This window comes from Pantoea graminicola (assembly GCF_048452665.1).
Lineage (GTDB): Bacteria > Pseudomonadota > Gammaproteobacteria > Enterobacterales > Enterobacteriaceae > Pantoea.
In genome coordinates, this window is record NZ_JBLWSJ010000010.1 from 120519 (window position 1) to 137951 (window position 17433).

The following is a 17433-nucleotide window of genomic DNA, read 5'->3' on the forward strand; positions in this document are numbered from 1 at the left end:
GCACTATTTTTATGCCTTCTATCCTGGCAGGGTATTTCAGAAATTAAAAGTTTCTGACGACAAAATAATAGAATCGTGATTAGTAAAATATTTCGTTAAAGAAAAAAGCCCTGCTATCCTGGTCAGGAGTGGCGCACAGTGAACTAAAAAAATAAACTGTCAGGGCTATTCCCTTTTTAAGAAATTGCCTGTAGTGATCACGCCATATCATTAAATTTATCTGTTTAATTTCGCTCCGTAACCAGACGGTGCGGAGGGATCCATGCTTACATGTTCAGGCGGCGACGACGATTGCCGCGCGCGCACGCTGAATGCGCTGTTGAGTTACGACGAAAGTCGTGACCAGGTTTTGCGGCAGTTTGTCCGGCTGGCCAGCCAGGCGCTCGGTATTCCGGGGAGTTTTATCTCCGTGCTGGATGATGAGATGCAGTACGTCAGGGCAGCGCATAATTTCACGCTGACGCACTCTTCCCGCCAGGATTCGCTCTGCCGTTACGCCGTAGACAGTGACAGTATCGTGGTGGTGCCTGATACGCTGCTCGACGCACGCTTTGCGGAACATCCGCTGATCCTGGGCGCGCCGTTTATTCGCTTCTATGCCGGCGTGCCGCTGAAGAGCAGCACCGGCCTCATTCTGGGAACGTTGTGCGTCACCGACGTGGCACCTCATCGCTTCGGTAGCGAGCAGGTGGCGATGCTCACCATGCTGGCGGCGCTGGTAATGTCTTTTCTGGAAGCCTGGTATTCGGCGGGCTTTGCCGATCCGGTTACGGGCCTGCCTAACCGTCAGCGTCTGATCCGCGATCTGCAGTTTCTGGCCGCCTCCGGCGACACCACGCCACGGCGGCTGGTTCTGATTGACTGCATCGATATGCCGCGCGCCTATGAGCTTGCGCGCTCAATGGGAATGGGCCCGGTTGAAAGCCTGCTGAAAGATGTTGCCACCCTGCTGCCGCTGCGTCTGCGGCCCGCGCCGGGTGAAATGCTCTACACGGTGGCAACCGGGCGTTTTGCGCTGCTGACACGTCAGGAGAGCAGGATGACGGCCAACTGGGTGGCAGATAAGCTGACGGGGATCAGCGCCGATCTCGGCGACGGACTGTCGGTAGCGCTGGTGACTCACACCGGGGAAGCCGGGTTCAACACCGGGGAACTGCCGCCGCAGGAGATCCTGCGACGTGCCGTCAGCGCCCTGCATGAGGCGATTACCCGTGACGTTCCCTCCATGCTTTTCAGCAAGGATACCGATACCCGCCATACCCAGGATTTCACCCTGATGCATGATCTGGCCGCAGCCATCCGCCAGAATAAAGGGCTATGGCTCGCCTATCAGCCTAAAATCTGTCTGCACAGCGGCAAGCCCATCGGCCTGGAAGCGCTTATCCGCTGGAAACATCCCCAGCACGGCGAACTCTCACCGGCGCAGTTTCTGCCTTTTGCCGGACAAACCGAACTGCTCAGCGAGCTGACAGCCTGGGTGACCGATCAGGCTATCACCCGCCTCGCACGGCTGCGCGACAGTTATATTCAGCTGCCGGTCACCATTAACGTCAGCAGCAGCGATTTTTCCCGCGACGGTTTTGCCGACCAACTGGAGGATCAGATGATCAGAGCGAAGCTGCCGGTTTCGCTGCTGGGCATTGAGTGTCTGGAGACCGAACGGATCCTGGAAAGCCCGGCGGCGATGCAGGGGCTTGAGATGCTGAAACTGCGTGGCTTCGGAATTTCGCTGGATGATTTCGGTACGGGCTACAGTAACATCAGCTATCTGCGACGCATGCCGCTGGACGTGATCAAGCTCGACCGCTCGCTGATCAGCGAGATTTCATCGGATACCGCTTCGCGCGTTATTGCCCGCAGCATAATCGCTATGCTCAAGGATCTGGATTACACAGTGCTGGCCGAAGGCGTGGAGAGTGCGGAAACCGAAACGGCACTGACCGAGTTTGGCTGCGATCAGGCGCAGGGCTTTTTCTATGCCCGACCGTTGCCGGAAATGGCGCTGGATGAGTGGCTCGGCTGGCGACTTCGCAGCAAGTGCTGAGCCCCCTCATCCCCTGAAGCGTTATCAGACCGGGGCAAAGGCGATGAACCCTTCAGGCCTCGCCATTATCACCCTGTTACGTCCGGCGGCTTTGGCCTTGTAGAGTGCTTCATCGGCACGCCGTATCAGAGACTCACGGTCACTCCCCTCCTCTGTCAGCGAGGCGACCCCAGCAGAGATCGTCATCGTGCCGGCAAACGGAAAGGTCGTGGCGCTGACGGTTTCACGGATACGCTCCGCGATACCGGCGGCGTCAGCCAGGGTGGTGTGTGGCAGCAAAAGAATAAACTCCTCGCCGCCGAACCGGCTGACAACATCGCCTGTGCGACAGGCCTGACGCAGTAACGAAGCCAGCCTGACCAGTGCCGCATCGCCGGCATCATGCCCGTAGAGATCGTTAATCTTTTTAAAATGGTCAATATCAATCGCGATCACGCACTGCTCATGCTGGCTGTCTGAGGCTGTCGCCAGCGCCGTAAAACCGCGCCGGTTGCACAAGCCCGTCAGCGGATCGGTCATCGCCTCGTTATTCAGCGCCGCCAGACGCCGGGCAACGATATAGCGGTACTCCTGCGCGGCCTCTTTCAGCCGATCGGCCTCGTAATACCAGGTTTTCACCGCCGAAAGAGATCCGCTCTGCGGGTCGTTGCCCTCGTTGCGAACCTGGTCCGCCAGCTTTTCGAGGGGCGAGGCGATTCGCCCGGCCAGTGACGCAATAATCGCTGCTGTCAGGGCGATGATGATCAGAATGAACCAGAGGGCATTCTCGGCTGACTTGATCTGAATCGTTCTGACCGTTTCAGAGGAGCCGGTGACAAAGATGTTCCAGCCCGTGCTGCGCAGCGTTCCGTAACCGGTCAGAAAGTCCCGTCCGTCTCGTTCCAGCGTGAAATGGCCGTTCTCGGTCGATGCGAGCTGCTTCTGAAGCGCCGGGCTGAGGGGCATCTTTGTGCCCACGCGCGCCGGATCGTGACTGAAAATAACCAGCCCGTCATTGCTGACCACGCTGACTGTCGACCCTTTGGTATAGAAATGCTGGCTCAGGATGTCACTCAGTATGCTGTGTTTTTTGAGGTAGATCGTCCCGCCCACATAGCCGAGATAATGCCCTTCCGGGCTGAAGAGTGGCTGAGACAGGAACACCACATAATTTCCGGAGGCCGAGGTAAAAGGATTAGAGATAAAGGGCTTTTGCGTCGTAATGGCCTGCTGACTGGCGGGTGAGTCGAGTCTGACCCCCTTCAGATTCAGGCTTTCGGGGGAGATGGCGGTCACGATGGCATGACTGTTAACCACCAGCACCGAGTTGAAAATGCCCGACTGCATCCGCAGCCGCTCGGTTTCCGCTTTCAGCAGTTGCGTGTCGCTGAGCCCCCTGATCTGGGTGGCGCTCCACGCCAGTTCACGCTGTGCTGTCGCCAGATAGCGATCGGTGGTGTCTGCCAGTTTACTGGCATACGCAATGTTGCCTTCCAGCAGGCTCTCTTCGATGTTGGCCTTCTGAAACAGCAGCAGCGCGCCCAGCAGCAGACCCGAGGTCAGTATAACCCCGCCAATTGAAAGTAAAGTCAGCAGTGAGCGAAGACGGATTTTTTCTTGATGCATCAGAGTCGGGGTCCGCATTGAGATTAATCTGAGTGTATCAGCCGCAACCCGATTCAAAGAAGGGAACAGAAGACGATTTACCCCTGATAACGATTTATTGCCCGGTGTTGTCTGCAACCCCGCAGTCCGGCTGAATCAATGGATGACAATGTGCCGAACGCGATAAAACTTAGCCGTGAATAATGAGGGCGAGTTGCGGCGGAATCCGTGGCCTTGTCCACCGCTATTATCAGGGGTACCGATGACAGTACCGGTTTAAGGGGAAAATAGCGGGGCAGCGTTTGCCCCGCTGAACAGACCAGATGAATCAGCTTCAGGAGAGTAAAAGCAGAGATCGCGATAAACGTTCAGATGAGCCTCTGCTAAATACATTACGATAATTAACGCCAGAATGATCGGATATAAGATCGGCTGCTGAGTCTTTTAATAAAATGATAGGGGCAGGTAAATCTTTGTCCATCCCACTCCAGATTAAACCACTGAAACTCATCATCTTTAATTGTATCCAACAGTGTCATTGCCTGCATGGGCGTCTGAAAAGCATAAGCTTTCATTACGCCCTCTTTGGTACATAAATCAATATGAACCATATAACCCCCGGGTGGTAAAAGAACTGAATATTTTATAATTATCTGACGACCCCTAAAGCATAAGCTATTTATTGCCGGCTGATTATCTGATTCCGTCATATTTTCGTAAAAGTTATGCTGACCCGGCATTCTTAATATTTTTGTGCAACTATGCCTTATATCATCAATTAATTTGACCATGCGGAAATAATCCGGCCTGAATCTCAGGAAATAAATCCTGAATTTATGATCAGCACCATCATCGGGGAGGACTAATCCGCGCGCAGAGCGATATGCTGCCGGGATTTTCATCAGGGCCTGACAGATCGTGCGTCACGGGCACGGGCACGGGCACGGGCACGGGCACGGGCATGAAAGACGCTACCGATGCGTTAGTGATGGTCATAAAGCGCGCACTTCGTTTACACTCTCAGCAGCCACATCTGCCTCTCTGCGCTCCGGCAGAGCCACAGAGAAGCGGGCGATCGCTGACGGCGGCCAAATAAGGACTCGTATGCTGAATTATATGGTGTCGCTTTATCGTACCGTTCCGGTCTCTTCTGCCTGCCTCAGCGACTGGCTGACCCGCTGGCTGGCACAGGAGGCGTTAAGATGTCACGATCATCATTTCTCGGCCGCTTTTCCCTGGCGTGAAACCGGCCTGCCTCAGCACACCTTTCTGCAGCGTGAACTGACGATCAACGGTCAGCGTTATCTCACCGGTCCCCGTTATCTGGGTGGCGACCTCGCCCAGCCTTTTATTGAAGTCGTGGCGCGGGACGGAGAGCTGGATCATACCGTTGCCAGCGCCATCATGCAGGCCTGGCAGCCGCTGAAGCCTCTGAAACTGCGTATTCTGTTACCTGCTTCCATGCCTGATATCGGCATCACAGACCAGCTGATCTTCGGCAGCGAGCCGGCATCATCCTGCGCACCCGGCGATCCGGCACTTTCGCTGGTCAGAGCCAGCCACAGGGATTATCCCGTTTGTATGACGGCGATTAACCGCGCCTACCGCGCCAGCTGGCAGACATTGCCCCATCTGCGCGGGCAGCTGCTGGCTACCAGCAGTCAGGAGCTGCGTGACGATATCGCCGGGGGGCATGTCTGTCTGATCGTCTGGCAGGGTAGCGTGGCCGGGCTGATAATCTGTGTGCCGCGGCGGCTGGCATTTATGGAGGGATTCCAGATTATGGATGAGGTGATTACGCCTGCGTATCAGGGCCGCGGGCTGGCCGCGCGTGCTCAGCGCTGCCTGCAGCAGCAGCTTAATCAGTGCTATGACCCGGCGGCACTGCTGACCGGTACGATTCTGCCGGGTAATACCCCTTCTCTGCGCAGCGCGCAGAATGCCGGGCGGCGCTGCCTGCTGAAATATCACTTTTTTACGCCCGCCGATCTGCGCACCGCCCGGCGCGCAATTTAATTGCACGGCGCTTCTGCCCGTGACAGATCAGACGGCCCGGAAAGCCCCTCCGGCAGAATCGGATATGGCATCGGGTTACGCTGGAAACAGCCTGCCAGCATGGCATTCAGAGATGAATTTTTTATGAAAAAACGCAATCTGATTAACGATATAGTGCGATCGTCTGCATCAACGCACTCATTCACATTTTGAAAACAAAATAATCACACTAAGTTATTTTTTCATGCATAAATCAGTGCCAGTTTTCATTAACGGAGCAGGCAGATGACACAATTTGTGGCTGTTTTTCTCTCTTCACTGTTTTTATGCAGCAACGCTTTCGCGGGATCGGTTTCATCCGACGCCATCTCAGCAGCACTGAATGAACGCATGCAGATTATGAAAGCCGTTGCCGGTTATAAAGCCCGGCACCATTTGCCTGTAGAAGATCTGCCTCGTGAGCAGGTTGTGCTGGATAAGATGCTGAGCAACGCGCAGCAGACAGGGCTTGAACCGCAGTCGGTGGCCCCCTTTATTCATGCCCTGATGAACGCCGGTAAAGCGATACAGTACCGCTATCTGGCAGACTGGCTCTCCACGCCTGAAAACGCCCGCGCACCCGCAGACCTGGCGGAAACACGGCAACAGATAGAACGGCTGGATAGAGAACTGCTTAATGCGATCAGCCAGCGTCTGAAGGCGGGCCCGCTGACGGAGCCGGATCGACGCGGGCTGATGGCGGCGCTTGCAGCGCCTCATCTCAGTGAGGCCGATAAAACCAGCCTTGTGACCTCTCTTTCGCGCATCCGGCGCAAAACGGAGTGACGCCATTGACCGGAAAAGGATCTGCCTGCTATCCGCGCAGTCGCAGCGTGGCGGGCAGGACCAGCTGACGCCGGAGGGGTTCCTCACCCGCAATCATCGTGGTCAGCAGAGAAAAACTGGCCTGCGCCAGCTCAGGGACATTCTGCTCTACCGTATCAATCGGGATCGAGAGCGAATCATAGAGATAGTGATCGTCAAAACTGGCAATACGGATGTCGCTGTTCAGCAGGTTATGCTCGCTCATGTAGCGCAGCACCCCCTCAAGCAGGCCACAGGCGGCGGTGAACATCGCTTTCGGCGGGCGTCCCAGCTGGCTGCAGAGCGTGGCAAACATCTCATAGCCGCTGCCGGGATGATAGTTACCCTGGATTATCCACTCCGGCTGCGCTGTCACCCCTGCCCGCGCCAGACCCTGCCTGAATCCGGCCAGACGATCCTGTGTCGGTGAGAGTGCGGACTGACCGCCCAGAAAGTAGATCTCTTCCGGGCAGGCACGAGCCAGCTTTTCAACCAGTTCAGCCGTTGGCGTAACCGAGTCGGTAATGACCCATGGCAACTTCGTATTATTCATATGGCGGTCAAACAGCAGCACCGGCAGCTGTTCGCTGAGGCTGAGATAGTCGCTGTCGCTCAGCATACTGGAGGCGACGATCAGCCCATCAACCTGACGCGACACCAGGTTACTGACCACAACGCGCTCCTGGATGGCATTTTCGTCGGTACAGGCGATCAGCAGCTGCAGGCCCGCCGCGCGGCAGAGATTTTCCAGCGCGTGAGAAAAAGCGGCGAAACCGTGGTTCGTGATCTCCGGCACGACCAGCCCCAGCGTATGACTGCGGGCATCATGCAGCATCCGGGCGTGAATGCTGGGCTGATAGTGATGCTCCCTGGCCAGAGCCAGAACCCGTTCGCGCGTCTCCTTCGCGACCCGTAACTCTTCACCACGGCCGTTGAGCACCAGGCTGGCCGTGGCTTTTGAAACCCCGGCCAGTCCGGCGATGTCACTAATGGTAACGCGTTTTGTTTTTCTCACGACAAGGCATCGGTTAATGAAACAGGCGCTTATTCTACCATGCAGCGACGTAACGACCAGTAGCGCACCTGCAGTTCTGCGTCTCCGTGCAGGGTCAGCCTCGCCGGATGCTCAGGGAAATAGCGGCTGCTCATCACTCCTTCGCCATCATTGATGAAGATCTCAACGCTGGAGTGGTCGCACAGGATCTGCAACCGGCGGGCGGCTCCGGTCCAGTAACGGGTCATCCACTCTCCCGTCACCAGGCTGCGGCGCGTCAGCCGCAGTTCCTCCTGCTGCCACGTCAGGATCAACGTATCCGCGAAGCGGAGTTCGATGCCGCCCTCGCTCTCCAGCATCAGCTCCAGTCGCCGCGCGGCGATCGCGGGCGCGTCACTGGCACGGCCCAGATAGTGCTGCTCCTTTTCCCGCAGCGCCTGCAGCTCGGCGATCGGTTGCTGGCAGAGCCGGCCGTTACGCGAACTCAGCTCGCGTATACAGGTCATCTGATGGATCCACCCCTGCGCAATCGTGGGCTGGGCCATCTCTTCACCATCCGGCGTGCCCATCCAGCCCACCAGCAGACGCCGGCCGTCCGCCGTCAGCGTGGTCTGCGGGGCATAAAATTCAAACCCGGCATCCATCTCATTCAGCGATCCATGCACAAAGGCTGGCTGCGCATAATCCAGCGATCCGCTCAGCCAGGCGCAGGCGTGGTTGTTCAGATAGCGCTTCTCTTCGCGCGCCACGCCCTGCGGGCAGCAGATCAGATAGGTGCTGTCGCCCAGCCTGAACATATCAGGACACTCCCACATGTAGCCCGCGGCTGCCAGCCCGCCCCGTTCGCTGCCCGCAATCTCACCGAGATTCTGCCACGTTCGCAAATCGTCAGAACGCAGCAGCAGCACCCTGCCCTGTCGCTCTGTCGTCTGCGCGGCCAGCACCATGTACCAGCGATCTTCATGCCGCCACACTTTGGGATCGCGAACGTGGCCGGTGTAGCCCTCGGGCACCGCGATGACCGGCCCTAGCTTATCAAAGCCGCCTGCGCTGTTCTGCTGCGCCAGGCACTGCCACGCGGTACGCGAGCCATCCTCAAATTTCACATTACCGGTGTAGATCAGCGTCAGGACACCTTCATCCTCCACTGCGCTGCCGGAGTAGCAGCCGCTGCGGTCATACGCCTCATCCGGCATCAGGGCAAGGGGCTGATGCATCCAGTGCAGCAGATCGGCTGATCGCCAGTGTCCCCAGCATTTGTGCTGATGGGCGCAGCCCAGCGCATTCCACTGGTAAAAGAGATGATACTCACCCCCTGACTGGATAAAGCCATTGGGATCGTTCAGCAGGCCCGTAACCGGTGCCAGATGCCAGCCGGGATAGTGGCTGTCGCTGAGCGCCTTTGGCATCCCCTGCATGACCGCCTGCAGAATGGCGGCCAGACGTGTTGATGAAACCATTATTCTGCATCCGTTTTGTATTTAAGCAGATAAGAGATCACGAACGCGGCCGTGAACGCGATGACGATACCGATAATATAGTTCAGCAGCGATCCGGCCTGGACAATCGCCATACCCGGCAGACCGGTCAGCCCTACCGCCGTCATATAAACATGCACCGAGACGACCCAGGCACCGCCCAGCGCACCGCCCACTAATCCGGCGATAAAGGGTTTCATAAAGCGCAGGTTGATACCAAAAATGGCTGCCTCGGTGATCCCCAGCAGCGCGGAAAATGCCGAGGGCAGTGAGATCGCTTTAATTTTTGCATCGCGGGTTTTAAACCAGACCGCCAGACAGGCACCGCCCTGCGCGACGTTCGCCATCGCCCAGATGGGCAGCAGGAAATTCACCCCAATTGAAGGGTTGCCCAGCAGTCCTGCTTCGATAGCGTGAAAGCTGTGATGCACACCGGTAATCACAATTACCGAGTAAAGTCCGCCAAACACCAGTCCGGCCAGCCAGCCCGCATGCGCAATCAGCGTGCTGAGGACAAATGAGATCCCATCGCCCAGCATACGGCCGGCCGGGCCGATAATCAGCAGCGCGATAAAGCCGGAGATGATGACCGTCAGGAACGGCGTGAGGATCAGATCCAGCGCATCCGGGATAATCCGGCGCAGCTGCTTTTCCAGCAGGCTCATAAACCACACTGCCAGCAGCACCGGGAATACCGTGCCCTGATAGCCAATCATCGCCACTTCGATGCCGAAGAAGTTCATGGTGTGGAAACCGGCGGCGACACCCCAGGCGTTGGTCAGTGCCGGATGCGTGAGGATCCCGCCCAGGGTCGCGCCCAGAAACGGATTGCCGCCAAACTCACGGGCAGCCGTGAAGCCAATCAGGATCGGCAGGATGATAAAGGCCGCCGAACTGCACATGTCCAGCATGATGTAGAGCGCATTTTCTGGATTGACCCAGCCGTAGGTTTTGACCATTCCCAGCAGGCCCATCAGCAGACCTGACGCCACAATCGCCGGGATAATGGGCACGAAAATATTGGATAACAGGCGGGCGATGCGCTGGAAAGGGTTGAGCTTGCGGGCGGCAATGTCGGCGGCTTCAGATTTGCTCGACTCACTGATGCCTGCCTCGGCAATAAAGGCCGCGTAGACTTTGTTCACCACGCCGGTGCCGAAGATCACCTGCAGCTGTCCGGCGTTGCGGAAACAGCCTTTAACGCCCTCAACGCGGCCAATGGCGGCAGTGTCCGCTTTCTCATCGTCTGCCAGCACCAGCCGCAGGCGCGTGGCACAGTGGGCGGCGCTGGCGATGTTCTCTTTGCCTCCCATCAGCGGCAGGAGTGCCCGGGCGATTTTTACGTAATCCATAGATACCTCAGTCTTGTTATGTTTTTATCCGCATGGCGTAATGGCCCCGGCTGCCGGGGCCGCCTGTTCAGAACCAGGTTTCCATCTGTACGCCAAAGTTCCATTCGCCGCCGGCATCGAAGCCTTTGCTGCCGAATGCATCGTCACTGGCGTAGTTATCCAGCCGGTGATCCCAGTCCATCCAGGTGGCGAAGAGACGGATTTCCGGCCGTTTAAGGAAGTCACCGACATCCCCGGCTTTCAGGGTCGGGGCGACGGTAAGTTTGGTAAAGCTGCCGCTGACCGCGTTGCGGTTGTTGTAACCGGCCGGGCGCAGATCCATGTACTGATATGAACCCTCATACTGCATCTCAAAGTTCTGCGTGATCTCCTGAATCAGGCGCAGGTTGACTGTTGCCCAGTCATAACTGTCACCTTTGACATAACGATCGTCACTGCGCTGTGCCAGCAGCGCAGGCGCAATGTGCCAGCCGCCACCCAGCGGCGTGATGCCATAACTCGCCAGACGCCAGGTGTTTGCCTCCGGCAGCAGCGCCCCGTCGGAGCCAATGGATTTCACTTCCGCACCCAGTCCGTGACCATAAAGCAGCGCGGTTTTTGCGGTACCTTCTGTCAGCCCGTAAAAGCTGTCGTTGTGGAGCCCCAGCAGAGCATGGACGCCGGTTTCTGCCGCGTCACTTTTCACCCTAAGACCGTCAATGTCGCGGCGATCGTCATTATCTTTCGCCCGCATGCCGCTGACCATCAGCTGCACCGGCCCGACAAAGTTATTCAGCGACAGGATGTAGTTCTGCGCGGTGTTCTCATTGTTCTCAATATCACCGAAGGTACGGCCATACAGCGAGAGGTTACTTCGCGCCTGCTCGCCCCATTTCATGTCGTAAATACCGGCGCCGGTTCCGGCCAGGAACACGACATCGGAGTCAATCCAGTGGATATCGAAGTTATCCCGGTCAAAACGCTTACCGGCCCAGACTGTGGCGTTATCGAACGCGCCGCTGAAGGTAGGAAGCTGACCGAGTTCGACAAACGCCTGACGCAGATTGAGATCGCTGCTGGCAGCGGTCCAGTCATTGTAGGTGCGCTGCCCGTCCGCCAGCATCGCTTTGAAGCGGGTAGTCGCTCCATTGTCCAGCGTCTGTTTATGCTCCAGGTTAAGTTCAACGTAGGTGTCCGGTTCGTTACCCAGCCGTCCTACATGACCGCCGGTTTCCCCGGCAGGGGTAACGGTTGGCCCGCCCTGTGTCCGGGCAGCCGAGCTGTTCATCAGCAGACCAGAACGGGCATAGCCGTGAAATTCGAAGCCCCCGTTATCCGCAGGCGTCGGTTCCGGTTTCGCGCTGTTCTTTGCGACCTGAGCGGCAGCCGCCTGATTCTGCTGCTGTACTGCCGCCAGCTGCTGAGCCTGCTTTTCAGCATTCTCAGCACGGGTTTCTGCGGCACTCGCCCGCTGCTCGGCAGCCTGGAGTCGCTGCTCCATGGCCGCCAGGCGAGCTTCAATGCTGCTCATGCTGGGATCGGCCCAGACAGGTGTGGAAAGGAGAAGTGCAGAGAGGGTCACTGCCAGCGTGCTTTTTTTCATTTTTATGTCCCCGAGGAGAGTGGCTATCATCACCAGCTTTTGCTAAACCGGTTTAGGCGCAAATCATAGCCACGGGTAATTTCCCTTCGCAACGAAAATAGCTAAACCGGTTTAGTGATTGTGAGACAGCTCGCAAAACAGGGGCAATAAATGACCGTCAGCCAGCCAGATCGTCCAATTGGTGAAGCCAGGGAAGCGCCGTCATCGCCCCTTTAGCCGTGGTCGCAAGGGCACCACAGTGCTGTGCGCTGGCAAGACAGCGCGCTAACTGCGATTCGTCGGCTGGCAGCCCGTGCTGCGCCAGCTTCCAGAGCAGCCCCGCGACAAAAGCATCCCCAGCACCTGTGGTATCAACGCTGGTAACCGGCGAAGTCGTGTAATGCTTTATCTGGTCCTGAAAACAGGCGATGACCCCTTCCCTGCCCCGGGTGACCAGCAGCAATTTAAGGCCAAACTGCGCCGCCAGCTGCGGCATGCTGACTGACGGCTCCCGATCCGGGCAGAGAAACGCCAGCTCATCGTCCGACAGCTTCACGACGTCGGCAAAGCTCAGCGCCTCACTGACCACCGCACGCAGCTGCGCCGGATCGGGCCAGAGATCCTGGCGCAGATTTAAATCGAAGCTGACATGACCGCCTGCTGACCGGATCTGCTGCATCGCCGTCAGGGTTGTGCTGCGCGAAGGCTCAGCGGCCAGGGCGATCGAACAGCAGTGCAGCCACTCGCCGGAACGGAAAGCAGGCAAATCCGCAGCCGCGAGGAACAGATCGGCACTGGGCCGGACCATAAAGGTAAAGGAGCGTTCACCCTGCTCATCCAGACCGACCACGACCGTTGAGGTACGGTGCTCCGGATCGGCCACCATATAGCGGGTATCGACCTGCTCTTCACGGAGCGTCTGCCGCATGAACTCACCAAAGGGATCGGCCCCTACCCGGCCGATGAAACCGCTGTTTCCCTGAAGACGGGCGATCCCCACCGCCACATTGGCGGGCGCACCGCCCGGACACTGCATCAGGCGACCCGGCGTTTCGGGCAGTAAATCCACCACGGCATCACCGAGGCACCATACGCGAACGGACATAACACACTCCTCTGATTAAACCTGAAAGCTAAACCGTTTTAGCTATAGCGTCAAACGGCGGTAACTTCAAGTTAAACCCCACTGATCTGGAGCCTGGTTAACAGAGTTTTTGCAGGAATAATAAGGGAGAAGGCAGACGCGGGATGGCCGGAATGATTTGCCGGAAATAAAAAACCGGCGCAGGGCCGGTTCTGTTATCCGTGAGCTGATATGAGATTATTTGACAGTGGAGAGTATCTGTCTGATCGAGGCATCGATCTGCTCGGCTATCTCTTTTGGCAGGCGGCTGAATTCATACTGTATGGTGCGCTTTTCGTCATTGGTTTTGCGACGCGCATAGGTATTGGCCGTGCTGAACGTGGCCAGTTTTTCCGTCACCGTTTTGCTGGCGGGAGCCGGCTTCTTTAACTGACGGCGGGCCGTTTTGAATCCGTTCAGAATAACGCCTTTCTTCTCATCCAGACTGGCGCTTTGCAGGGCCGCATCATCATCCAGCCTGTGACGGATCTGATCGACCAGTTCGCTGATGTCCATCGCCTCCGCTTTCGCCTCTTCCGATACGTCAAGCAGCAGCTGATAGTCCTGCAGGGTCAGTTCAGAGACGACCGGGAACAGCTCAATAAATTCGGCGGGAACGGCGGCGGCCTGGAACGCGCGGGAAACTTTGGCATTGGAGATCCCCTCTGCTTTGGCGATCTCGCTTTTGCTCATGCCATTATCGTACATCAGCTTGAAGCGCAGCCCCAGCTCGCGCAGGTTGTGCTCTTTTGCCGTCTGAATATCAGCGGCCAGCTGACGCGCATCGCTGAGACTCAGCGCATCCGCCGTCACCAGCACTTCCAGACTGGCGCCGGAAAGCATACAGGCGGCGCGGCGGCGTGAGCCATCCATGATCTCAATCTGGTTTCCGTTGACGCGACCGATAGCCGGGAAAAACTGCTGCAGCGTAATGGTACGGGTGATCTCCTGCAGCGACTCTGGCGTCAGCGTGCGCTGGTCGCGTCCGTTGATACCGGGATCAACGCTGGTTCGGGTGGCAATATCATCATGCGGGATCAGCTGACGGACAAAGGTCGCTTTGGCACCCGACTTCAGCGTAAAGGTGCGTGACTGGCTGCTGCTGTCTATCATGCTGGCGATAGCCGAGTCCCCGAATTTACGGCCGATACGCTGTATAGGTTTGCTCACAGGGTACTCCTGATATATTCGATTCGGTCAAAAACAGCCCTGGAGAACTGCTCGGCTTCATGTTTGGCTTTGCGCAGCGCGTCTGCACTGCCCGGATACGAGGCCGGGTTAGCGCTGATGACGGTATCAAAAGACTCGCCACAGCGCTCGAATCCATCCAGGCGCGGTAAACCGCAGTCCAGCATCGATTTGGTAAAGACCTCACGCGCATAGCTCTGGGAAGTCAGATGATCGTGCTTGGAGGTCATCTTGGACATGAAGCCGATATTTGCCTTGAGGCGTGGTTCGACGCCTTCAGATTCGATCCGCTCCAGCATCTCCGGCAGGCGGGTCAGATACTTCATAGTGGAATGGAAATCGACCTGCGCCGGGGGCGTTGGTGTCAGCAGGACGTCACTGGCTGCAATTGCATTCAGCATAAAAGAGTCGAGGTGGGGGCCGGTGTCCAGGAAGATGAAGTCATAGTCACCCGCCAGACGGTCGATTACGTTGCGGCGTAATACCTCTGAAGGTGCCACGCCAGGCAGATGTTCAGCAACCAGCTCTTCCCAGTCGCTTGCCACAAAACCGTCGTCAATCGAAGCCGGGATCACATCCACGCCAGGCATCACGGTCGGCTTGATAAACTGCTCACGCAGCTGATCGGCATCCAGGTCGTTCAGCATCGCCTGCGCGGCGGTTTCGAGTACGGAACCGACGCTGTTGGTGTGGCTCAGAAACATGGTGCTGGACGCCTGAGGATCGAGGTCGATAACCAGGATGCGCAGGTCGTTGTGCAGCATAGAAGGGTGGGCGCGCATGCCGTGCGCAAGGGTAACCGTACTGACGGTTTTAGACACGCCACCTTTAAGGCTGACCACAAACACGACAAAAGGACCATCGTGACGGTCACGATATTTAGGGACTTTACGATGCTGATAGATGTCGACCACGTTCTGAATGGTCAATGCATATTGTGACGTGCTGCCGGTCTGTTTTTTACCGAACTGATAGCCTGCGGCTTCCATATCGCTGATCGCAGCAACTACGGCATGCTTGCTCAGCAGTGGCATATTGGCGACCGCGTTGCGGGAAAAGGTCTGATAAAAGCCGGTCTGGTTAAACTCCTGACGCTGCTGCTCAATATGATCGCTGAGTCCATGCAACATGGAGTTGGCACGGGTTGCCATCTCCAGCACTCCGCCATAATCACGCTTCATAAGCCCCTCTTTCTTAATGTTTTTGGCATACTACACAAAAAGCAGCGACCTGCCAATTTTTTAGAAAAAAGCTAAAAACCTGGATTTTTTATCACAGAGTGAAGCGGATTACCTGAAGGATTAGAGAAGAGTAACTGGGTACATGCATTGTCTATGTTTTAAAAACATAAACAGTAATAACTGCAAAGCAATGACTGTGCAGATGGCGGAACTGATTTTACGCAGAAAGAGGTATTATGCCTGGTGAGCTTCCTGCCTGTATCATACAGGTTTTTCTGATGGTGTTTTCAGCATGAAAATTTTATAAAAAACCAATAAAATCAGTATATTGAAAGAGAAATTGGCTGGTGAAAAATCTGTCTGAGATTATCGGGTCACAGGCGTCAGTTTAATTATTCCGTTAGCATGGATAGGGTGTCTGAATCTTATCTGCATCTGCCGTTTAAAATACCGGATTAAATACTGTCAGCAGACGTGGACAATCTATTTTACAGAGGTATCACGACAAGCCTGGTCAGATGAGCGCTAAAAAGCCTGAGGCTTACAGAGATTGTTATCGTAATCTGCTCCTGCTCCCACCTCAGCAATACTTCCCTGTTCAGAACGCACAGAACTGCCTCTCCGGCAAGAATCATGGTGCCACTCAGCCAGACCCGTATTCACTATGGTGATAGTCGTTAAATTCAATCAATCGATTTAAAGGCAGGGAAGGGAATGTTTGCACAAAACTTCTTTGTGCATGAAAAAGGGTTCAGTTCACTTCCTGCTGGCATTCAGTGTAACGATTCGATTTAAGCACTACTCAGATTGATGACGATACTTTCAGCGCAAGTGTTATTTTTCAGGTGGCCAGATTGTGGTGTCAGCGGCTTTTCAGAGAGGCGGTGTCTGAGACTTACAAATCTGGACCGTCATAATTTTCTGTTAGTGCAATGCTCGTCTGTGCTCAATTCTGTGAATTTCTGCTGATGCTCAGATGGGTTGCCATGGTTAATCCCGCTATGGAGCGTTCTGAATTATTAACAGCCATCACTGAGTTAGCTGAACGAAACGCGGCTATGCTCTGCACCCGACTAAATACTGGCAATCGTATCTTCTGTTACTTTCTGATATCTCTGATCTTTTGCAGGGATAAAAGCACCATCCCTTGTGCATTTCTGATTTTTGTTCATTAACCGTTACAAACAGAGGCAGAAATAACGTTTCCCGAGGGTGTTTTCATCATGAAAATATATAATTTTAATCATTAAAATCAATTAGTTATGAAATTATTTTCATGGTGGAAAAACTGAAAACGCGCACGATTTCTGTTTAACGCCCTGTTTCTGTTAAGTGAGAATGCTGTGGCAGATGCCTGGCACACTCATCGTTATCAACTGTTTTAGCCTCTTTACAAAATTACCCGTTTCTCTCCTGTCAGACTGTTTTCTGCAGGCCCTGTGAGAGGGGTTGCTTCTGTGGTTCATTTTTAACGTCTGGTTTTTATCCCCGTTATCCACAGGCCAGATCCAATTGTTCGATCCTTAATAGATCAAACTGAGATCCTAAACAGATCCCCGCAGCGTCCCAGGCCTTGTCACATCACGCCTGAGAGGGGATCCGTAACCACTATAGCGAGAAGAAAAACCACTGTAGCGAGTGTAACAACCACTGTAGCGAGAAAAGCAACCGCGCTGGCGAGTGACGGATAACCACTGTAGCGAGTAAATGGCCTTTCAGCGTGTGGAAAAGCTTCTGTCAGGGGCTGTGTGGGTACTTTCAGAGGGCCGTTCAGGAGAACGGCTATTGACAGAACCTGGCGTGTCAGAAAGATGCGCAGTTTTCAGCCAAATATGTCGGGTTATCCACTGAATCGATCCAATCATCGATCCTCATAAGATCCCTGAAAGTTCCTGAGAGATCCCCGGCAGCCGCGAGGCACTGGTATGCCTGCCTTCGGGACATGTGACTAACCACTATAGCGAGCAAAACATCCACTGTAGCGAGACAATTAACCACTATGGCAAGTAGATTAACCGCTATAGTGAGTGATAGTATCCACTGTATCGAGTAGCGGCGGCTTTTGCCTGTTCACATCACGGATCTTCCCC

The 17433-nt window shown here is 55.6% G+C and carries 12 protein-coding genes; 3 read left to right on the forward strand and 9 right to left on the reverse strand.

What is annotated here, in order from left to right; genetic code table 11:
- Window positions 1-262: 262 nt before the first annotated feature.
- On the forward strand, window positions 263-2044 hold the full coding sequence (locus ACNY69_RS19660) for an EAL domain-containing protein (protein ID WP_367396367.1): 1782 nt from the start codon (window positions 263-265) through the stop codon (window positions 2042-2044).
- Window positions 2045-2068: 24 nt separating this feature from the next.
- Here ACNY69_RS19660 and ACNY69_RS19665 read toward each other — a convergent pair whose 3' ends face one another.
- Together ACNY69_RS19665 and ACNY69_RS19670 are read right to left on the reverse strand one after the other, a co-directional pair.
- Window positions 2069-3649 (reverse strand): sensor domain-containing diguanylate cyclase, encoded by a 1581-nt coding sequence (locus ACNY69_RS19665; protein WP_418799718.1) that lies wholly within the window; start codon window positions 3647-3649, stop codon window positions 2069-2071.
- Between the two features lie 380 nt (window positions 3650-4029).
- Window positions 4030-4530 carry a hypothetical protein gene (locus ACNY69_RS19670; protein ID WP_233498942.1) on the reverse strand — a complete coding sequence of 167 codons (501 nt, stop codon included), beginning with the start codon at window positions 4528-4530 and terminating at the stop codon, window positions 4030-4032.
- A gap of 202 nt (window positions 4531-4732) precedes the next feature.
- Here ACNY69_RS19670 and ACNY69_RS19675 point away from each other — a divergent pair, with 202 nt between their 5' ends.
- Both ACNY69_RS19675 and ACNY69_RS19680 read left to right on the forward strand, forming a co-directional pair.
- On the forward strand, window positions 4733-5644 hold the full coding sequence (locus ACNY69_RS19675; RefSeq protein ID WP_111138350.1) for an N-acetyltransferase: 912 nt from the start codon (window positions 4733-4735) through the stop codon (window positions 5642-5644).
- A gap of 264 nt (window positions 5645-5908) precedes the next feature.
- Window positions 5909-6448 carry a chorismate mutase gene (locus ACNY69_RS19680; protein WP_111138349.1) on the forward strand — a complete coding sequence of 180 codons (540 nt, stop codon included), beginning with the start codon at window positions 5909-5911 and terminating at the stop codon, window positions 6446-6448.
- Between the two features lie 28 nt (window positions 6449-6476).
- Here ACNY69_RS19680 and ACNY69_RS19685 read toward each other — a convergent pair whose 3' ends face one another.
- The 7 genes from ACNY69_RS19685 to ACNY69_RS19715 all read right to left on the reverse strand — a co-directional run bounded on the left by ACNY69_RS19685 (window position 6477) and on the right by ACNY69_RS19715 (window position 15343).
- A complete protein-coding gene (locus tag ACNY69_RS19685) occupies window positions 6477-7481 on the reverse strand; it encodes a substrate-binding domain-containing protein (protein ID WP_367396364.1) in 1005 nt (334 codons plus the stop codon).
- A 29-nt stretch (window positions 7482-7510) separates the two neighbouring features.
- Window positions 7511-8920 (reverse strand): sucrose-6-phosphate hydrolase, encoded by a 1410-nt coding sequence (locus ACNY69_RS19690; RefSeq protein WP_418799723.1) that lies wholly within the window; start codon window positions 8918-8920, stop codon window positions 7511-7513.
- The gene (locus tag ACNY69_RS19695) at window positions 8920-10290 is read right to left on the reverse strand and encodes a sucrose-specific PTS transporter subunit IIBC (RefSeq protein WP_367396363.1); all 1371 of its coding nucleotides are present in this window, start codon (window positions 10288-10290) and stop codon (window positions 8920-8922) included. The genes ACNY69_RS19690 and ACNY69_RS19695 overlap by 1 nt, the downstream gene beginning before the upstream one ends.
- 67 nt (window positions 10291-10357) lie before the next feature.
- A complete protein-coding gene (locus tag ACNY69_RS19700) occupies window positions 10358-11872 on the reverse strand; it encodes a carbohydrate porin (protein WP_111138345.1) in 1515 nt (504 codons plus the stop codon).
- A gap of 157 nt (window positions 11873-12029) precedes the next feature.
- Window positions 12030-12956 carry an aminoimidazole riboside kinase gene (locus tag ACNY69_RS19705; protein ID WP_111138344.1) on the reverse strand — a complete coding sequence of 309 codons (927 nt, stop codon included), beginning with the start codon at window positions 12954-12956 and terminating at the stop codon, window positions 12030-12032.
- Between the two features lie 216 nt (window positions 12957-13172).
- The gene (locus ACNY69_RS19710; RefSeq protein WP_111138343.1) at window positions 13173-14144 is read right to left on the reverse strand and encodes a ParB family protein; all 972 of its coding nucleotides are present in this window, start codon (window positions 14142-14144) and stop codon (window positions 13173-13175) included.
- Entirely contained in the window at window positions 14141-15343 is a 1203-nt protein-coding gene (locus ACNY69_RS19715; protein ID WP_111138342.1) for an AAA family ATPase, read from the reverse strand. The genes ACNY69_RS19710 and ACNY69_RS19715 overlap by 4 nt, the downstream gene beginning before the upstream one ends.
- Window positions 15344-17433: the final 2090 nt, after the last annotated feature.